Below are 18,349 nucleotides of genomic sequence, written 5' to 3'. Positions count from 1 at the left end.
GAAATTAAGTTTTATAGAAAAAATGCGAGTTTAAAACAGTCTTTATTTGTTTTAAACTCACATCAGTAAATTATTATGTTGTCTCTAATTATTGAATTTTATTAATTTTAATTGCTAGCTCTTTTAGGATAAGGAGGTCTTTTATATTCTTTTGGTGGATTGTTTTTCAACTCTTTTAAAACCACCTCTATCGCTTTCTCTAATTGAGGATCTTTTCCTTTAATTACTTCAGAAGGTAATTGATCCACTTCGATATCTGGAGCTACTCCTACGTTTTCTACAATAAACCCATCTTCTGTCCAGATGGCAACATTTGGAGCGGTGACACTAGCGCCATCGATGAATTCTGGAAATCCTAAAACACCAACTAAACCTCCCCAAGTTCGCTTACCAACCATTTGCCCAACTTTAAACTTTCTGAACATCCATGGTAACATATCTCCACCAGATCCAGCAGTTTCATCGATGATCATTACTTTTGGTCCTTGAATAGAAGCACTAGGAGTTTTTAGATCCTTACCATATCTAAAATTCCAATGCGATTGGTAAGGGTTTAGTAATAGATTTATATAATAATCTGCTATTTGTCCACCACCATTAAAACGTTCGTCAATGATAATAGCTTTTTTATTTGCCTGCGGAAAGAAATATCTCTTAAAGTATTCATGACCAGCTCCTGCTGTATTAGGAACATAAACATAAGCTACTTGTCCATTAGTAGCCTCATGAACCTTTTTGAGGTTGCCTTCCACCCAATCTCTGTTTCGTAATCTGTATTCATTTTCTATAGGAGTTACTTTTACTACTCTAGAGTCTTTATAACTAGAATTTGGCCCAACAGTAATTTCAGTGATTTTATTGGCTGTATTTTCAAAGGCGCTAAATAGATTTGTAGTACTTTCTACATTTTTTCCGTTTACAGCTAATAAATAATCGCCTTCATTAACTAATACGCCAGGTTCTGTTAGTGGAGATCTTAAATTAGGATTCCAATTTAAACCACCATAAATTTTCTTGAACCGATATCTGTTGTTTTTTATTTCATAATCTGCTCCCAGAAGACCACCAGGAATTCTTTTTGGGGTGTTTAACCTTTCTCCACCTCCTTGCAGTCTGTGATGTCCTACAGATAGTTCGCTACACATCCATTGTATGACTCTATTAAGGTCATTTCTGCATGATAAATGTGGTAAAAATTGTTCATACTTTTTCTTCATACCTTTCCAATCAGAACCATGCATTCCAGGATCATAAAAATAATCTCTATTTATCCTCCAGGCTTCTTCAAATATATTTCTCCATTCCTTTGTTGGATTCATTTTTACTTCGATACCATCAACTTTTAGGATTCCTTTTCCCGCTTTTGGTTTTTTTCCTATGTCTGTAATTCCCCAAGTATTTCTTTTTTGATAAAGCATTTTTTTGCCGTTTGCAGAAATAACATAATCATCCAGATCCATAACTTTAGCATCTTTACGTTCTTTTAAGTCATACTGATGAAGGGAAGAAGGTGCTGAACGATCTAATGGGTTCCAAGAAACATATAAAATTTTGTGAGCTTCACCAGAATCTAATCCGTAATAATTACCAGCCCGTATCGGAAGATCGATTATTCTATTTTGAATACCATCTAGATCAATTTTTAATAATTTTTCTGCCTCTTCGTTTTCTGATGATTTTTCTTCTTCTTTGGATTCTTCTTCATCACTTTCTTTGGCAAAGGGAGAGATAATATCTTTTCTAAGTGTAGTTAGATAAATGGAGTTTGTAGAATTCATATCCTGATTAGACTGATCAAACCAGTTTACAACTGGTCCAGCATCTGTAGAAGCAAAGAAATAAATATAATCTCCACTAGGATCAAAAACAGGATTAGAAGCATTGCTCAATCCATCACTTATAGGATAGGATTTTGAATCTTGTAGATGATATAAAAATACTTGCTCAAAATTAGAATCTATGATTTTTGTATACAAAATCCAGTTAGAATCATTCGACCAATCTCCAAATAGGTTTCTAAAAGGACCAGGAACATAATATTCATCGTTGGCAATTTTAGAAACTTTTTTGGAAGCAATATCTAGTATGTATAAATTTCTACCATTATCTGAAAAGCTTATTTTCTTGCTATCTGGAGACCAATTGGTGAAAGCATAAAATCCAGTACCAGGTATTGTGAACTTTTTTAAATCACCTTTACCATCTTGTGATTTAATGTGTAATTCATATTCTCCAGAACTATCCGAGAAATAGGCGATGTGTTTTCCATTTGGAGACCACGCAGGATATTTCTCATGACTTCCAGGGCTTTGAGTTAAATTTCTTGGATCACCCTTACTTTCGGGAACTGTTATGATTTCTCCTCTATAATCAAAAACAGCTCGCTTTCCAGAAGGAGATATTTCTGCAGAACGAACATATCTGGAACCATTTACATATCGTTCTCGTAATTCTAAAAGATCTGTTGAGATTCCTATTCTTAATCTTGAAACTGCTTTACTATTGATGTCATAGGTATGTAGATAGCCAGCCTGTTCAAAAATTATTTTGTTATCCCCTAAATCTGCATTAATGATAGGGAATTGGTTAAATTGAGTTAATTGTTCTATGTTTTTGGAATCTGTAGCATATGAGAATAAATTGAATTCACCATTTCGGTCACTTAAGAAGTATACAGTATTATTAACCCACATAGGTTGTACATCGTTACTTCCTCCCTTTGGTTGAGGAATTTTAACAATAGATTTGTCTTTAAACGAAAACAACCAAATATTAGCAGTTGTACCTCCTCTGTAGTTTTTCCATTGCTGAAAACGTTCTCTTATCGGAGTGTATGCCATATACTGACCATCTGGGGAATACGTAGCATGCCACGCATTTGGTATTTCTAATTCGGTAGGAAAACCTCCGTTAATTGGAATAGTGTAAAGTTTTGAATATCTATTTGTATGAATAGCTCTTTGAGAATTGAATAATATCGAGGAGCCATCAGGAGTAAAACCTAAAACCATATCCCTTGTTGGATGCCAAGTGATTCTTTTCGGAATTCCTCCTTCTACAGGAATGGTAAATACATCAGTATTACCATCATATTCTGCATTAAAAGCAATGACCTTACCATCAGGTGAAAAGACAGGATTGGATTCAATTCCTTTGTCTATCGTTAATCTTCGAGGCTGAGAACCGTCAGATTTAGCAATCCAAAGATCTTCTGCATATATAAATGCAATGTGGGATTGACTAATTGCTGGTGTATGCAGCATCCTGGTGTCATTAGGATCCGTGGCATAAGATTTAAAAGAACATAAGATTGCTACAAAGAGTACTTTGTGAAAAGCTGAATTTAATTTTTTCATGAGTGGTGATTGATGATAATTTATGTGATTTGTGAATAACGGTTGATGAAATTAAGTTTTTATCAATTGGTTTTTGTTAATCAAAATTTAAAATAATCAGGTTTTTAAATATTTTATGATGTAATTACTACAAAATAATAGTTTCATAAGGTTATAGTGCAGGCCCTTTAAGATCGATAAAAGATGCATTTTTGTTAGGTTGAAAATTCCGCAAACTGTTATTTGTTAGTTTGTTAATCTGCTGTTAAAGATGTTTTTAGGGTGTAACATTCTTTGATTTCTGGTCGTCTTATAGGCATAAATCAATAAAAACGAATAGAATGAAAAAATTAAATGTTATGCTGTTAGCAGTGGCTTTCGCAATCAGTAGTGTTGCAAGCGCGAGTACAAAACCAACAAAATCAGAGACTAATTTTACAAGTGAGATTAAAGAATTGCTAGAGAATCCATCTTTCAAGGTGGAGGATGAAATCGAAGCGAGTGTTACTTTTACTTTAAATGATAAAGGTGAAATTGTAGTACTCTCTGTGGATTCGGACAGTAATATGGTTGAAGGTTTTATTAAGAGCAGATTAAACTATCAGAAGTTAGAAGCTAAACCCACTACAGGTGTTAAGTTTTATACAATGCCAGTAAGAGTGGTCGCTTCTTAAATAGTAAACAGTACAAAGTTAAAATCCCGGATTCATCACCCGGGATTTTTTATTTTCCAGTGATATAGTTAATACTAACTGTGGCAAGGTCTGAATCAGGGAATTTAGAAAAATAATCCTGATGACTATGTAAACCAACCTCATCTATGATTTTTAGAAAAGAATTTATTTCTAAAATATATTGATCAGAAAAACCATGAGTTGCATCATAAGCTGTAGCTGCAGTTCTTCCTATGTTTTTTGATGTAATTTCTGGCGGAATTGTATGAAGCTCTATAACAATAAGCCCAAATTTTGCGATATGAGGTTCCCATTTTTTGAAATGATCCTTTAAATTTCTTTCTACATCATTGTTAGATAATAATTTCCCTCTATAAGCAAATGCTCCAGTGGAAAGGCTTGGGTTATCTAAATGAGTATTTGGTTCACTCCAAATTCGATTATGATCTAAAAAGGTTCTTACAGATAATAAGTCTTTGAGAGCAATCTTATAATTTTCATTTAGATTTTTTTCTAATAGATCAGGATCACTAATATCACCCCAGATTACCTTAGCCCATATATCTGCCTGGATAAGGTTAGCTCTTGTCACTTTCAACGCAGCTTTGTTATAGTCTGCGCCTACTAAAAATAAAGGATGATCATCCAGATGTTTTCCTCTTAAGGTTTTGGTAGCAATAATGTCGAAAAGATGAATTAAAAAAGCTCCATTACCACATCCCATATCTAGAATTCCTTTTGGTTGTTCATCTAATGGTTTGTTAAATAAACGGATGATGATTTCGTCGATTTTTTTAAAATAAGTGGAATGTGCTCCTCCGCTTCCCCAAACGTTCATTTCTCGATCTACATGAGTTTCATCGGTATCTTTTTCGGTATTCCATAAAATAGTTGGATCTCCCAATAGCAGCTGATCCATTTGTCGAAACATTGGAATATAAGAAACAGTTACTCCATAAGCTGTTGCTCTTTTAGCAAAAAATAAACCTTTATTAGTAAAAGTGTAATGGTCGTTATTTTTACTAAACCATCCCAGATTTGCTAGAAACGTAAGGATTGTATCAAAGCTTTCAGGAAATTTATGATACTCATCTGCACTAAAGGAAGCTTCCATAAAGTACTTATGAAACATACCTCCCATACCTAAATGAACAATAGTAGGGCCAACTAGAATTCCTTCGATGTGTTTTAGAATTTGTTTTTGTATAGTTTTGGTGGTCTCATTTTCGGAAAGTTGAATGTTAAAGGAGTTCTCAAATTCAAGAAATAGATTCTCGAGTTTGCGGAAAGGTTCTAATTCGAATTTTCGATGATGAAACTTTCCTGAATATGCTAAAAGATCAACAACACCTTCATACAATTTAAAATATTCAAAAGCTATTTTGGTGTTTTCGTTTACAGAAATATAAGGGATAGTATCTACGATAGTATAGTCTAACCATCCTTGTGAAGATAACATCCTAAGGGCTACATTAATATATCCCGAATTGCCTTTAAAACGTTCTGAGATTTCTACTACTGATAATTTCGAATGATCAATAATATGGTTCGTAATCCCATTTTTTAGAAGAGAATAAGCTACCGGAGCGATAGTTATTCCGTCTAAATGTCTAAATAACTCTTCTCGGAATGTCTGCTTTTCTTCTTTTGTTAGCATAGATACTTAATTGGTGTATGTTTGAGTTTATTGATAGCACTGAGATACCCAAATTAAGCATTTATTTCATAAGTTGCTACAACCTTGGCTTATTTAGAAGAAGGTGGCTTTGGTTTTTTTTCGGGCATAGGACCTCGTAAATGAATAATAAGTCCATTGAGAAAATTACGCAAAATTTGATCACCACATTCCATATATTTAGGGTGATTCTCATTTCTAAAAATGGCACCCAATTCGCTTTTGGAAACTTTAAAATCAACCAAAGCACAAATTTTTACGATTTCGTCATCACGTAGTTTGTGAGCTACTCGTAATTTCTTAAAAATATCATTGTTTGTTAAACCCATGGGACAAAGGTACTTTTTTAATTGACTTCAAAAAAGATATCCTTCTATGTTTCATAACAAATATGTTTATAAGATATTTGTACTCTTAAAATTTTAGAAGACATATGTATACCAAGGAGGAGAAATTGAGTTTATTGTCAGAAATGATTGAGTTTGCAAAAGCAGATAAAGAGATTAAAGATGAAGAGTATAATTTTATATTGGCCGTAGCTTCGCAGTTGGATGTTACTGAAGAGGAAATTGGATATTTGGTAAGAAACAATGCAGAGAAAAAGAACTTACAGCCAGAATCCCAAAGAATACTTCAGTTTCATAGATTGGTGTTGCTGATGAATGTTGATCAGGAAACCAATCCGGCGGAAATAGATAAGATAAGGGAAATGGGATTGCATATGGGATTAAGGGCAGAAGCTATTGATACTGTTTTAAAGGAAATGCACAAATATCCAAATAAGGTGATTCCTCCGAATGAACTGATTGCTATTTTTTCTAGATTCTATAACTAGGGAAGAAAAATAAACTTCTTTGAACTAACCTTCAGGATCATCTGAAGGTTTTTTTATGCGGTTTTGTCACGGAAAATAGTATGTTTTTGACAAAAAGTCAGTTTTATGTATAGGCAAAATGACAAAATGACACAAAAAATGTAATGGAATCCATTTTGCTATATACATATCGAATTTAAATCTAGAATAACTTAAAAAATAAAATACAATGAGTTTAATAAAAAGAACAGACAGATTACCATTTATTTTCGATGATATTTTTAATACTGATTGGTTTGGAGGGAGTGTTAACGAACACAAAATAGGATTCAATACACCAGCTGTTAATGTAAAGGAAAATGATAATGAATTTGTTATCGAGTTGGCAGCGCCAGGATTAGTAAAAGGAGATTTTAATATCGAATTAGACAACGAAGTGTTAACGATTTCTTCTGAAAAGAAAAATGAAGTAAAAGAAGAAAAAGACTCTTACACGAGAAAAGAATTTAATTACAGCACATTTAAGAGATCATTTAATTTGCCTGATACTGTTAATGTTACAGAGATTATAGCTTCTTATGATAGTGGAGTATTATTGGTAAAACTTCCTAAAAAAGAAGAAGCAAAGGTACAGCCAAAGCGCTTTATAGAAATTTCATAAGTTGTGAGACTTAAGTTAGTTAGTTAATGTTACGTAAAACGCCCTCTAAACTAGAGGGCGTTTTTGGTATTTATAAGCTGTTTCCGTAGTAACAGTCCTGGGATAATGCTTTCGAGTAACTTATCTTATCTTGTAAATCCATGATAAGATAAATTTCTTTTTTCAACTTGATTTCAACTCTATTTTGCTTCCAATAGATTTTGATATCCTTTGATTTTAAATTTTTAATATAACTATATTTATTAGCGTAGTCTGTAGTTAATGGTGGAGCATTTCCATTTTTGGTAGCCTCTTGCGGACTTATAGTTATAGATTCGGGATCTACTACAGAACAAAGAAAACCATCAAAATCAATTCCTTGCTTGTCTTTGTTTAATAAATATACCCAAACAGAATATTCATCTTCTTCTATCATTAGGGTTCTTCCAGAAATGGGATCCGTAGAGGTAATAAATATTCCTTCTACATTGGCAACTAATTTGGTTTTAGGTTCACCAATGGCAAAAACACTGGTAAATAGGGATAGTAAAATTAGTTTCATAGGGGATGTTTTATATTAATACTAATTTATATTCAGCAATTTATTATGCTAAGCCCTAAAAAAATGTTCTATAAATGTTTGAGTGAGAGATGAATGAACAAGAATTGCTCATTCGAATTTGTGAAATACTAAATTACTAAATTAATTATAAAGTTGTATGCTTTGTCTGTGTATAATTTTGTGAGATTTTCCCGTAATAATTTGAAGGAAAAATCTTATAAATATTTAAAAATCATTAGGATATAGACTTAGGAATTTTACTATTTCTAAGATTATTATTACGTATTATCAAGTGGGAAATTACTAAGTTAGGAACCCAACATAACCAGGCAACAATTTTATACGCAATTATAAAATCACCAAATGATAGCGTAAGTAGAGGTAACCATATTCTTAAAGTAACTGCAGCAAAACAACATGCAAAGCTATAAAACATATACTTTTTATGGGTATTAATTAACCCTTTTCGAATATGGTTAAATCCAATAAAAGTGAATAAGATCCATAGTACTCCAAGACTAATAAAACCTAACGAAGCTACTATCCCACCAGTTGCAAAAAAGCCGATATAGATTCCTGCTAAACCACTAAACAATGCGGATATGATATAGATTCTTCCAAAAAAGCGATGTAATTTGATTTTACTCCTACGAATTTTTTCACTGAACTGTATCCAACCCGTTAATAGAGCAATTCCGCCAAGTACAATATGAAAATAAAAAGAAATATTCCAAGCGAGATCTAAAAGCACTTTTGGTTTTTTAGTGCTAAGTAGACCAAACTCTCGATGTATTATAAAATAAGAAAAAGGATATAAACCAATGAGAATACAGCATAGTATAATTAGAATTCTTATACTTTTTTTCATATTACGCTAAACTGAGTTTTATAGCACTTTCTGCACATGCCAAAATAGCTTCTCTTACAGGGATTGGTTTCCAATCTAACAGTTTAATAGCTTTGTTGTTGCTCACCTTTCGTTCAGTACCCAAGTCTATTAGAATAGGTTTGATGGTTTTATCGATATTAGAAAATAGACGAACAGCAAAATCCGGTAAAGTAAATTTAGGGACTTTTTTGTTAGGGTAGTTTTCTCTTAGAATATTAGCCACTTCTTTAAAAGTCATATATCCTGCTGAGCATACAAATCGTTCTCCCGCAGCTTCTGGAGCTTCCAAAGCTTTGATGTGTAAATCTGCTACAGATCGAACATCTACCATATCAAAACCAATTCTTGGAATCGCTGGAGAGCTGCCATCTAAAGCTTTAATCACAATATTCGCAGAAGTCCCAAAATCTTTCTCTAATATCGGTCCCAAAATTGCGCCTGGACATACAGTGGTTAATTCTAATCCACTAGTATCTTGTTTAATAAAATCCCAAGCAGCTTTTTCTGCAATTGTTTTACTTCTAAAATATGGTGTGGAATCTAACCGGTTATGAATATCTGTCCAGTTGTTTTCATCGAATGTACTTTTTCTATTGTTTTTATCTTTCCCATAGATAATAGCTCCAGACGATGAGGTAAGAACAACTCTTCTTAATCCATGTTTTGAAGCTGCTTTTAAAATATGTATTGTTCCATTTTTTGCAGGTATAATAAGATCATCCTCGTTTTTGGGTAGTTCTCTAGGAAAAGGAGAAGCGATATGAATAATATCCTGAACTTCGCTAACGAGATCATACCATACTTCTTCATCTAATAAATCCGCCTCAGCGAATTCTAAATTATCAACATATTCGGTGTTTTGGGCTATTACCTTTTTAATTTCTGAAACGCGATCTAAATTCCTGAGTGTACCAATTACTTTATAGCCTTTATTTAATAATTGGATTGCAGTGTGTGATCCTAAAAAACCAGTTACTCCTGTTAATAATACTTTTTTGGTGTCCATGTTTTGATAATTGTTAATGATATCAGAGATCTAACCACTTTTTAAAATTTGAGGTTCTTTCTCTAGAAACGATAATTTGTTCGTCTTCCTGAGGTTTTAATCTTAGTAATAATCTGCTATTGAAGTAACTATGGATTTCAATAACAGATTTTACAGAAATCATAAATTTTCTGTTGATTCTAAAAAAATGAACAGGATCGAGAATTTCTTCTAGTTGATCAATAGAATACTCGATAGGGTATTGCTGTCCTGTGTGAGAGTGCAGGAAAATTAATCCTTCGTTTGATTTAAAATAGGCAATATCATCCACACTAAACGTATTGAACTGATTACCAACCTTTATCATAAATCGTTTTTTATATTCTTTATTGAATAGTTTTTTGATGTTAGCTAATTTTTGTTCATCAAAAATCCCATTGTTGTTAGATTTCGATTTTCGATATTTATTTAAGGCGTTGTTTAGGTCATTTTTGTCAATAGGTTTAAGTAAATAATCGAGTCCATTATACTTAAAACCTCTTATAGCATATTCGTTATACGCAGTTGTGAAGATAACAGGAGGATGATCTTCTAGCATATCTAAAATGTCAAAACCATATCCATCATTTAACTGAATGTCCAGAAATATCAAATCAGGTTTTGGGTTATCTTCAAACCATTGCCTCCCATTTTCTACAGAGGTGATTTGTCCTATGATGTTAATTTCAGGAGCCAATTCTTCTATTAAAGAAGCTAATCTTTTAGAGGCAAAGTTTTCGTCTTCTACAATTACTGCTTTCATCTTAGGATACTTTTACAATAGAAACATCTTTCATATTTTTTGGTAGCAAAGGAATGGTTACTTTAAAATATCCATTCTCCGTTTCTATTTTTATGTTTTCGTTTGTATAAAAAGAATATCTCTTTTCAATGTTTTTTAATCCTAACTTAGTGGATTCTTCTTTTCTTTTTCTAACATGCAAATTGTTTTGTACTACTAAGCTGGTGTTTTCAACAGAAATAATAGTGATCTCAAGAGGTTTTTCTTTAGAATAATAATTATGTTTTAGAGCATTTTCTACGAGCATTTGAAGAGAAAGCGTCGGAATAACAAAATCTTTGGGATTTACTGATATATGCGTAGTAATGCTAAGAGCGCCTTCGTGTCTTACATTCATCATGAAGATGAAAGAATCTAAAAAATTAAGTTCTTTTTCTAAACTTACAAGATCTTCCTCCCGATTGTCCAAAATATATCTGTAACAGGTCGCGAGTCTGGAAACAAAATCAGAAGCTAGATCTCTATCTTCATACATTAAGGATGTTAAGGTATTGAGGCTATTGAATAAAAAATGAGGACTGATCTGATTTTTTAAGGATTTATATTTAGAGGTCATTATTTCCTTTTGCATATCATTCATCTTATTCTCCATTTCCTTTTTCTGTTGTAAAGAATGATAAAACAAATTGAAAATAATAAGAGCAAACCCTAGAATAGCAGCTCTGAAAAAATCAATTCTAAATCGTAACCACGGATCATCAGCATCTATTTGACAGATCTGATCAAATTGAAAAATAGCCAAATAATATACCAATGCGGAAATTGGAAGACATATGGCTAGATTAATTAGTAATATTTGTATTCCTTGTTTAATATCAAGACCACCACCATTTTTGGATTTTTGTCTTCTTACCAGCCAATCATTGCTTTCCCAAGCGAGCATAAATAGGAAAAAAGCACTACTATAATAAAATACACCAGGTGCATCAAAAATGGAATCTTTCTCATCATGCACTATGGTAAGCTTTATTAAAAAGTATACCACATTAATGATGATAAATCGTATCCCTAATTTTTTTAAAGTAGTCTTTTTGAACATATAGTATGTAATAGTACAGTTAAAGATACGTAAGAATGGATCAAATTGAATATTCGTTTTCAGCGAATTGTCAAAAAACGATCTGAACTGTAGTAAAAGTCATTTTATCTGAAAATTGGCTGAGGTTAAACCGTTAAAACAGCTTCAAAGAAGGTTTTATACACTTCAAAAGTAAAAACGACGACTCTACTAATTTAATTTTGTTCATCCTGAAGTAGTTAGCAGATTTGAGTAAAATCAAAAAGATAAGAAATAAACAATAATCATTTTATAAGTATTTATAAAGATGATTAATGAGAAACTCTATCTGACTAAAAATAAAAGAGATGAAAAAATTAATGCTATTATGTACATTACTATGTATTTCCTTCCTGAATGCGCAAACTGGTACTATAAAAGGATTGGTTATTGATAAACAATCAGAAACCCCTTTAGTAGGTGCTACCGTAGAATTGTTAAATACAGATGAAACCAATGGCGTGATTACAGATTTGGATGGATACTTTACCCTGGAAAACGTGCCACTAGGTAGACAAATAATTAGAGTAAGTTATATTGGTTTTGAATCGATAACCTTACCAAATATAGTGGTAACTTCTGGGAAAGATGCTGTGGTGAATGTTTCGCTAATAGAGGCTTTTGATCGATTAGATGAGGTGATTATTACCTCAGATACTAATAAATCCAGAGCAATCAATAAGCTTACTTCTGTATCCGCTCGGCAATTTAGTTTGGAAGAGGTAACACGTTTTTCTGGTGGTAGGAGTGATGTAGGTAGACTAGCAGCCAATTTTGCAGGTGTATCTGCTCCTGATGATAGTAGAAATGATGTAGTTATCAGAGGAAATTCACCTACAGGATTGCTTTGGAGATTAGAAGGAGTACCCATTCCTAGTCCTAATCACTATAGTACATTAGGCACTACTGGTGGCCCTGTTTCAGCATTAAACCCTAATATGCTAAAGAATTCTGATTTTATAACCTCTGCTTTTCCTTCTGAATACGGAAATGCTATTGGAGGTGTATTTGATCTTGGTTTTAGAAAAGGAAATAAAGATGATTATGAATACACCGCTCAAGTTGGAATTTTTACAGGAATCGAGGCAATGGCAGAAGGACCATTAGGTAAAAATAACGGTTCGTTTTTGGTAGCAGGAAGATATTCCTTAGTAGGATTATTAGGAGTAGGAGCAGGAGGAACCTCTGCAGCACCTAATTATAGTGATGTGTCTTTTAATCTTGATTTTGGAAAAAGTAAGTTGGGTAATTTCTCTCTATTTGGAATAATAGGTTTTTCTAATATTGACTTTTTGGGTGATGACATTGATGAAGATGATTTGTTTGCAGCAGAAGATGAAAATACCTTTGTAGAATCTGGTTTCGGAGTTTTAGGAGTAAAACATCAAATTAATATTACTGATAAATCGTACCTAAAAACAATTCTTTCCGGATCTTTTACAGGAAATGATTTCGTAGCTGATCGTTTTATTGATAAAAATACTCCACAAGAAAGAACAATTCTTTTTACAGAAGCGGATAATACCGAAAATAGATTTACATTTTCTACATTGTTTAATTCAAAGCTTAGTAGTAGAAGCACGATACGAACAGGAGTTTTGGTAGAGAATATAGGAGTAACATCCTTACTTAGAGATAGAACAGAGCAACCAGATCTCAATAATGATGGTGATCCTGATATATTCACATTTCGTGATATCGATGAAAACCTAACCATATTTCAACCTTTTATCCAAGGACAGTTTCGACTTACCGAAAAGCTTACGTTAAATACCGGATTGCATGGGCAATATAGTTCTCTTAATGAGCAATTTGTCTTAGAACCAAGAGCAGGACTTAATTATAAAGTATCACAAAACCATCGTTTGAGTTTTGGTTATGGATTACATCATCAACCCGTATCATTACCGCTATTATTCTTAAACGAAGAAATAAACGGAACCATAGTGCAGTCTAATAAAGATTTGGATTTTGTGAGAAGTAATCACTATGTACTAGGATATGACGTGAAATTAGGAAGCAGTTGGCGTGCTAAATTAGAAGTGTATTATCAAGATATTAATAATGCAGCAGTAGAACCATTTTCGTCTAGTTATTCTTCATTAACCGAAGGAGCAGATTTTGGATTTGATAATGATAGAGTTTCTCTTGTAAATGAGGGAACCGGATTTAATCAGGGAATTGAACTGACGGTAGAACGATTTTTTAAGAATGGATACTACGGCTTATTAACTACCTCCTTATTTGAAAGTAAATATAAAGGAAGTGATGGTATCGAACGTAATACGCCATTCAATAATGGATATGTAGTGAATTTACTGGCAGGAAAAGAATTTACAATGGGTAATACAAAAAAAGATGTATTGTTTTTTGATACAAGAGTAACTTTTTCTGGCGGGCGTTATTTTACACCTGTCGATTTAACTGCTTCTCAAGCTGCAGGTTTTGAAGTGCTACAAGAAGATCTGGCATTTAGCGAACAGAATGATGGATATTTTCGTTGGGATGTAAAGTTTGGCTACAAAATAAACAGTAAGAAAAAGAAAACTTCACATCAGTTTTATGTAGATCTTCAGAATGTAACTGCCAATGAGAATTTGTTTGCCAGACGATATAATCGATTAACCAATAATGTAGATGAGGTAAATCAGATAGGATTTTTCCCTGATTTTGGATATCGATTTGAATTTTAACATAAATAATTGATATGAAACACAATGAGATAACCATTATTTACGTTTGGGGATATCTGTAACTTGGTTTTTTGGGGATATGACGAGTTAGCAGTTTGGACGTTAAATAGGTTATATGGAAAACCAGTTACAAGATATTGCTTATTTGATTCAATTTAGAGATCGATGTAATAGTCAGGTTTCTAATGTCACTGTGGCTTGGCATTTGGATCATATCCTCAAAGTAATAAATAAGATTCATACGATTCTTCAAAATTCGGATCCCACGGTATATGAGAAGCGTTTTAATGTATGGCGCAGTATTTCTTTTTTATTTAGGTTTATACCTAGAGGAAAAGGAAAATCTCCGGCATCAGTTTTGCCTCCAAGTGATATTAAGACAGAGAACATTTTATCACAACTAGAAGAGGCAAGAATACACTTTTCTAAATTCGAAGAATTAGATGAAAATGCGAATTTTATCCATCCTGTTTTTGGTCAATTAAATAAAGATCAGGCGAAATATTTTTTAAAAATCCATACCAAACATCATCTAAAGATCATTCGAGATATTTTGGGTAAGAGTAGATAATGAGTTTATTTTGCAGGTATATGCAATGAAAATTAATGTAAATTGGGACTCAGAAGATTAAGAATTTATATTATTAAAAGAGAAATAATCATAATGTATTATTTCTCTTTTCTATTTCAAGAGCTTTTTTATAAAATTCTCTAAACTTTTCTTTAGTATATAAAGCGTTCATAGCAGATAGAACATCTGGCAATGATAGGCTACACCATTCCCATAACATGGTACTGAAGTTATACCGATACATCTGTTTTCCGACTTCTTTTCTGATCATTTGTACTTCATTGAGACTAAAACCATTTTCTAAAAGTAAGACTTGTACTTGTTGTTGATACTCTTCGGTTAGTTCGGTATCTAAATAAGGTTCTAGAATCCAATCCCAGTTCCAACTATATGCTGATAAAGGGATGTTGTTTTTGTGAGCAAATGTTTTTAAATCATCTTTCTTTTCTGCAGCAATAAAAATGATATCTTCTTTTAGAATAACTCTAGCGGTACCAAAAGCAATACAGATAGAGACAATATCTTTAGCGCTAATTCTTTTTTCGGGGTATGCAAAGGAAGGTTCAAAAGGATAATTGTAAACCCAAATATCTTTCTCATTAATTTCAGACACTCCAATTCCAGAAAACAGAAGAGTAGGAATGATTTTTTTAGTTCGCTTTTTAAATATGTTTCTAAAAAAAATCACTTAGTCGAATTAATAGTTTATTACAAAATTAAGAAATCCTCCTGTCCAATTAGAGGTTGAATTCGTTATATTTCGAATTCCTTTACCAGGAAAAGAAATGCTAAATCCTGCATTGAAGAATAAATGTTTGCCAATAATTTTATTATACTCTATAAATACATCATCTGCTAAATGAGAATTGGTTACTCCAGCAATCACGGTAGGGATTTCATTAGAAAACTCCACTCGCGCAGCTTGTCCAAACTGTATAGGACTTCGTAATTGTTGAGCGGCAATATGAGCATATCTTAATGTAATAATATCACTAGACGAAGGTCTTACCTGAAATGTTATGCCTTGTGACTGTACATTAGAATTAATGAATACCATTGAGGATTTGGATCCTGTGGACCATGAACTTGGAGAGCCTTCAAAGTATAGTGGATCAAATCGTTCTTGATTATTGGTGTCTGGATTATCCCCAGAAAAGAATTGATAAGAATACATTAATGTTGGTTTCCAGGATACCTTTGGAAATAGATAGGCCAGTTGCAATCGCCCTCCTAATGAAGAAAGATCTATCGTAGGATTGAATTGATACGCAACATCCATTCCTAAGGATAATTTGTGTAAACTTTTACCTAAGAGATTTATTTTAGAATATAGATTTAGAGCATTTAGATTTTTTCTATCTCCTGCAGTAATAGTTGGAGGTCCTTCTCCATTTGGTGCAGCCTGAGGATAAGGAGCTTTAGAATTTATTACTCGTATGTATGATAAACCTATATCTCTCTCTTTGGAGACAAAATAATTGACGTCTAAACCAGCTAATTCATTATCAGTATCATTAGAAGGTAACTCATTTGGTGCTAAATAAAAGAATGTACTATTGAATTTATTTTCACTTACTTTTCCTAATATGGTTTTTTGCCAGGCTTTTCTAGGTCCAAATTTCAATGCACCGCGCTCAAACCCACTAGAAGCTCCGTTAGAGATTAACATTCCTGTGCCTAATTTGAGCGGTTGAGATCCTATAGATACATCTACTAAAACACTATCCGTTATCCTAAAACGATATCCCATATAAGCATCTTCTAAGGTTATCCGCCCAGTATTTTTTGCATCAAAAGCATCTACACCCCAAGTGTAAGATCCGACACCCGATATTTTAGCATAGATATGGGAATTGGATTTAAAATTATGATAAAAAGTTAGTCCTGGTTTTGCATAAAGTTCTAACCATTCGGTATCCGAATCAAAGTCTAATTCAGGGACATCTGCTAAATTCCAAAATAAATTGGTTTCTCCTACTGCATTTACTCCAGCTTGTAACTGACCTTCAATTGTAATGCTATTTTTACGGTAGAATAGGAGATCGGATTTTTCTTGTGATGTTATCGATGTTGTTATAAATAGAATAAAGCTATAGACTAAATTAGAAATATGTTTATATCTACCTATGGAGTTTTTCATTTCCCTAATAAATATTTAGCTACAGCATGATAAGCAGGTAGTGAAGTAGGGTCTATTTTTGCATTTTTGGCTTCAGGATGAGATGCGAATCTAACCAATACCATTTCTGCTTTAGGATCTATATATATTGTTTGTCCATGAACGCCTCTTGCTGCAAAAGCGTTATGCTCATTATGAGTAATCCACCACATATCTCGATAACTCCAATTGGTTAACGTTTTGTAAGGAGATTTTTTGAAAGCTTCTTGATTTCCTCCCTTCATAATATTTTCAACAGTTTTAGAAGGTATTATTTGGGTATTGTTGAAATACCCTTTGTTACGTATCATTTCTCCAAACATGGCCATGTCTCTAAGATTTGCGCTAAACCCACCACCAGCAAAAGCAATTCCGGCACCATCGATCTGAAAATATCCATCGAAATGAGTACCCAGAGGTTTCCATATTTTTTCAGATAGTAGATGGGGAATACTTTTATTCGTTACTCTAGAAATAATCCAGCCCAGAGCATCGGTATTGATTGTTTTATAACCAAACTCGTCTCCATGTACTCCATTTTTTTGAACAGTTTGAAGATATTCATAATAGTTGTTAGGACCATTATAAGATTTTGGTTTAGGCAAAGGGTTTCCAGCAGCAGAAAAGGACCAGATTTCAGCATTAGGATCCGAATAATCTTCACTATACTTTAGGGTTGTGGTCATGTCTAATATTTGCCGTATGGTAGCATCTCCAAATGCAGAATTTTCCAGTTCTGGAATATATTGAACGGCTTTCGCCTCTTGATCCAAGATTCCATCAGTTACTAGTATAGCACCCAATGTGCCCGTAAATGTTTTACTAACAGACATAGCTGCATGTACACCATCTTTCGTTAATTCACCGAAATACCTTTCATATACAATAACTCCTTTGTGCAAGATGATAATTCCATCGGTATAATTCTTATCTAGAGATGTCTTCCAACTTATTTTTTCATTACTATCTAATGGAATAAATTCAATTTCATCTATTGCAGGGTCTATTTTGGTGGTAAATTGATATCGATCCGAAGAAGCAGATTTCACCTCGGTAGTAGGTAAAAATTCTCTCATATGACATACACTATATCTCAATGCAGGAAATCTGAAAAAACTACCGTCAGATGCCGATATTGTCTTTTCTTTAGTAGGAGGGTATCCTTGCATCCATTTTAATATTTTAGGATCCGAGTCTTTTGCATTAAGGAATTTTTGAGCGTTAACTGTATAGTTTATGAGTATAAACAGCGTTAGAAGAAAAGCCTTTTTCATAAGATGATAGTTGATTAATCTTGAAAATATATTCCAAGGAGTGAACGAGAACTTTTTTACTCTTAAAGATACTTAATTTACAGTGCTTTACGAAGTTGAATTAAATAAAACCTTTCTGGGAAATAAAGTTTAGAGTACTATTGGGAATAAACTGGGAAAAATGCAACACTGAGGTAAAATC

At 32.9% G+C, this 18,349-nt stretch carries 16 protein-coding genes; 5 read left to right on the top strand and 11 right to left on the bottom strand.

Translation table 11 applies throughout. The annotated features are described in order from the left end of the window. Positions 1-107: 107 nt before the first annotated feature. Complete coding sequence (locus ABD077_RS23590; protein WP_343914668.1) at positions 108-3,356, bottom strand: S41 family peptidase; 3,249 nt, start codon at positions 3,354-3,356, stop codon at positions 108-110. Positions 3,357-3,676: 320 nt separating this feature from the next. Between ABD077_RS23590 and ABD077_RS23585 the strand changes: the two genes are divergently transcribed. Next, positions 3,677-4,009, top strand: a complete 333-nt coding sequence (locus tag ABD077_RS23585) for a hypothetical protein (protein WP_343914667.1) — start codon at positions 3,677-3,679, stop codon at positions 4,007-4,009. A gap of 49 nt (positions 4,010-4,058) precedes the next feature. Here the strand turns inward: ABD077_RS23585 and ABD077_RS23580 are convergent, their stop codons facing one another. Together ABD077_RS23580 and ABD077_RS23575 are read right to left on the bottom strand one after the other, a co-directional pair. Then, positions 4,059-5,666: a class I SAM-dependent methyltransferase gene (locus ABD077_RS23580; RefSeq protein WP_343914666.1), complete on the bottom strand. Its 1,608-nt coding sequence runs from the start codon at positions 5,664-5,666 to the stop codon at positions 4,059-4,061. 89 nt (positions 5,667-5,755) lie between these two features. Beyond that, the gene (locus ABD077_RS23575; RefSeq protein ID WP_299609428.1) at positions 5,756-6,013 is read right to left on the bottom strand and encodes a DUF1456 family protein; all 258 of its coding nucleotides are present in this window, start codon (positions 6,011-6,013) and stop codon (positions 5,756-5,758) included. A 104-nt stretch (positions 6,014-6,117) separates the two neighbouring features. Between ABD077_RS23575 and ABD077_RS23570 the strand changes: the two genes are divergently transcribed. Together ABD077_RS23570 and ABD077_RS23565 are read left to right on the top strand one after the other, a co-directional pair. After that, a complete protein-coding gene (locus ABD077_RS23570) occupies positions 6,118-6,519 on the top strand; it encodes a TerB family tellurite resistance protein (RefSeq protein ID WP_299899878.1) in 402 nt (133 codons plus the stop codon). Positions 6,520-6,727: 208 nt separating this feature from the next. Then, complete coding sequence (locus ABD077_RS23565) at positions 6,728-7,159, top strand: Hsp20/alpha crystallin family protein (protein WP_343914665.1); 432 nt, start codon at positions 6,728-6,730, stop codon at positions 7,157-7,159. Positions 7,160-7,229: 70 nt separating this feature from the next. Here ABD077_RS23565 and ABD077_RS23560 read toward each other — a convergent pair whose 3' ends face one another. The 5 genes from ABD077_RS23560 to ABD077_RS23540 form a co-directional block, all read right to left on the bottom strand. Continuing rightward, entirely contained in the window at positions 7,230-7,700 is a 471-nt protein-coding gene (locus tag ABD077_RS23560) for a hypothetical protein (RefSeq protein WP_343914664.1), read from the bottom strand. Positions 7,701-7,935: 235 nt separating this feature from the next. After that, positions 7,936-8,568: a DUF2306 domain-containing protein gene (locus ABD077_RS23555; protein WP_343914663.1), complete on the bottom strand. Its 633-nt coding sequence runs from the start codon at positions 8,566-8,568 to the stop codon at positions 7,936-7,938. 1 nt (position 8,569) lies between these two features. Further along, a complete protein-coding gene (locus tag ABD077_RS23550; RefSeq protein WP_343914662.1) occupies positions 8,570-9,595 on the bottom strand; it encodes an SDR family oxidoreductase in 1,026 nt (341 codons plus the stop codon). A 22-nt stretch (positions 9,596-9,617) separates the two neighbouring features. Then, on the bottom strand, positions 9,618-10,376 hold the full coding sequence (locus ABD077_RS23545) for a LytR/AlgR family response regulator transcription factor (protein ID WP_343914661.1): 759 nt from the start codon (positions 10,374-10,376) through the stop codon (positions 9,618-9,620). Between the two features lies 1 nt (position 10,377). After that, complete coding sequence (locus ABD077_RS23540) at positions 10,378-11,454, bottom strand: sensor histidine kinase (RefSeq protein WP_343914660.1); 1,077 nt, start codon at positions 11,452-11,454, stop codon at positions 10,378-10,380. A gap of 326 nt (positions 11,455-11,780) precedes the next feature. Here ABD077_RS23540 and ABD077_RS23535 point away from each other — a divergent pair, with 326 nt between their 5' ends. Together ABD077_RS23535 and ABD077_RS23530 are read left to right on the top strand one after the other, a co-directional pair. Next, the gene (locus tag ABD077_RS23535; protein ID WP_343914659.1) at positions 11,781-14,165 is read left to right on the top strand and encodes a TonB-dependent receptor; all 2,385 of its coding nucleotides are present in this window, start codon (positions 11,781-11,783) and stop codon (positions 14,163-14,165) included. Positions 14,166-14,280: 115 nt separating this feature from the next. After that, positions 14,281-14,736 (top strand): DUF1569 domain-containing protein, encoded by a 456-nt coding sequence (locus ABD077_RS23530; protein WP_343914658.1) that lies wholly within the window; start codon positions 14,281-14,283, stop codon positions 14,734-14,736. An 88-nt stretch (positions 14,737-14,824) separates the two neighbouring features. Here the strand turns inward: ABD077_RS23530 and ABD077_RS23525 are convergent, their stop codons facing one another. The 3 genes from ABD077_RS23525 to ABD077_RS23515 are packed head-to-tail and all read right to left on the bottom strand — an operon-like array spanning position 14,825 to position 18,168. Further along, positions 14,825-15,424 (bottom strand): hypothetical protein, encoded by a 600-nt coding sequence (locus tag ABD077_RS23525; RefSeq protein ID WP_343914657.1) that lies wholly within the window; start codon positions 15,422-15,424, stop codon positions 14,825-14,827. 9 nt (positions 15,425-15,433) lie between these two features. Beyond that, positions 15,434-16,876 carry an alginate export family protein gene (locus ABD077_RS23520; protein WP_343914656.1) on the bottom strand — a complete coding sequence of 481 codons (1,443 nt, stop codon included), beginning with the start codon at positions 16,874-16,876 and terminating at the stop codon, positions 15,434-15,436. Further along, positions 16,873-18,168 carry a serine hydrolase domain-containing protein gene (locus ABD077_RS23515; protein ID WP_343914654.1) on the bottom strand — a complete coding sequence of 432 codons (1,296 nt, stop codon included), beginning with the start codon at positions 18,166-18,168 and terminating at the stop codon, positions 16,873-16,875. Before ABD077_RS23515 ends, ABD077_RS23520 begins: the two co-directional genes overlap by 4 nt. Positions 18,169-18,349 lie beyond the last annotated feature (181 nt).

This window comes from Aquimarina litoralis, assembly GCF_039523995.1.
Classification (GTDB): Bacteria; Bacteroidota; Bacteroidia; order Flavobacteriales; family Flavobacteriaceae; genus Aquimarina; species Aquimarina litoralis.
The sequence above is the reverse complement of the archived record's forward strand: the minus strand, read 5'-3'. Positions and strand labels throughout refer to the sequence as shown.

What these genes read in the sequence shown, in the direction of transcription:
- ABD077_RS23590 (WP_343914668.1), bottom strand. Translation starts at nt 3,356, where the DNA reads ATGAAAAAATTAAATTCAGCTTTTCACAAAGTACTCTTTGTAGCAATC.
- ABD077_RS23585 (WP_343914667.1), top strand. Translation starts at nt 3,677, where the DNA reads ATGAAAAAATTAAATGTTATGCTGTTAGCAGTGGCTTTCGCAATCAGT.
- ABD077_RS23580 (WP_343914666.1), bottom strand. Translation starts at nt 5,666, where the DNA reads ATGCTAACAAAAGAAGAAAAGCAGACATTCCGAGAAGAGTTATTTAGA.
- ABD077_RS23575 (WP_299609428.1), bottom strand. Translation starts at nt 6,013, where the DNA reads ATGGGTTTAACAAACAATGATATTTTTAAGAAATTACGAGTAGCTCAC.
- ABD077_RS23570 (WP_299899878.1), top strand. Translation starts at nt 6,118, where the DNA reads ATGTATACCAAGGAGGAGAAATTGAGTTTATTGTCAGAAATGATTGAG.
- ABD077_RS23565 (WP_343914665.1), top strand. Translation starts at nt 6,728, where the DNA reads ATGAGTTTAATAAAAAGAACAGACAGATTACCATTTATTTTCGATGAT.
- ABD077_RS23560 (WP_343914664.1), bottom strand. Translation starts at nt 7,700, where the DNA reads ATGAAACTAATTTTACTATCCCTATTTACCAGTGTTTTTGCCATTGGT.
- ABD077_RS23555 (WP_343914663.1), bottom strand. Translation starts at nt 8,568, where the DNA reads ATGAAAAAAAGTATAAGAATTCTAATTATACTATGCTGTATTCTCATT.
- ABD077_RS23550 (WP_343914662.1), bottom strand. Translation starts at nt 9,595, where the DNA reads ATGGACACCAAAAAAGTATTATTAACAGGAGTAACTGGTTTTTTAGGA.
- ABD077_RS23545 (WP_343914661.1), bottom strand. Translation starts at nt 10,376, where the DNA reads ATGAAAGCAGTAATTGTAGAAGACGAAAACTTTGCCTCTAAAAGATTA.
- ABD077_RS23540 (WP_343914660.1), bottom strand. Translation starts at nt 11,454, where the DNA reads ATGTTCAAAAAGACTACTTTAAAAAAATTAGGGATACGATTTATCATC.
- ABD077_RS23535 (WP_343914659.1), top strand. Translation starts at nt 11,781, where the DNA reads ATGAAAAAATTAATGCTATTATGTACATTACTATGTATTTCCTTCCTG.
- ABD077_RS23530 (WP_343914658.1), top strand. Translation starts at nt 14,281, where the DNA reads ATGGAAAACCAGTTACAAGATATTGCTTATTTGATTCAATTTAGAGAT.
- ABD077_RS23520 (WP_343914656.1), bottom strand. Translation starts at nt 16,876, where the DNA reads ATGAAAAACTCCATAGGTAGATATAAACATATTTCTAATTTAGTCTAT.
- ABD077_RS23515 (WP_343914654.1), bottom strand. Translation starts at nt 18,168, where the DNA reads ATGAAAAAGGCTTTTCTTCTAACGCTGTTTATACTCATAAACTATACA.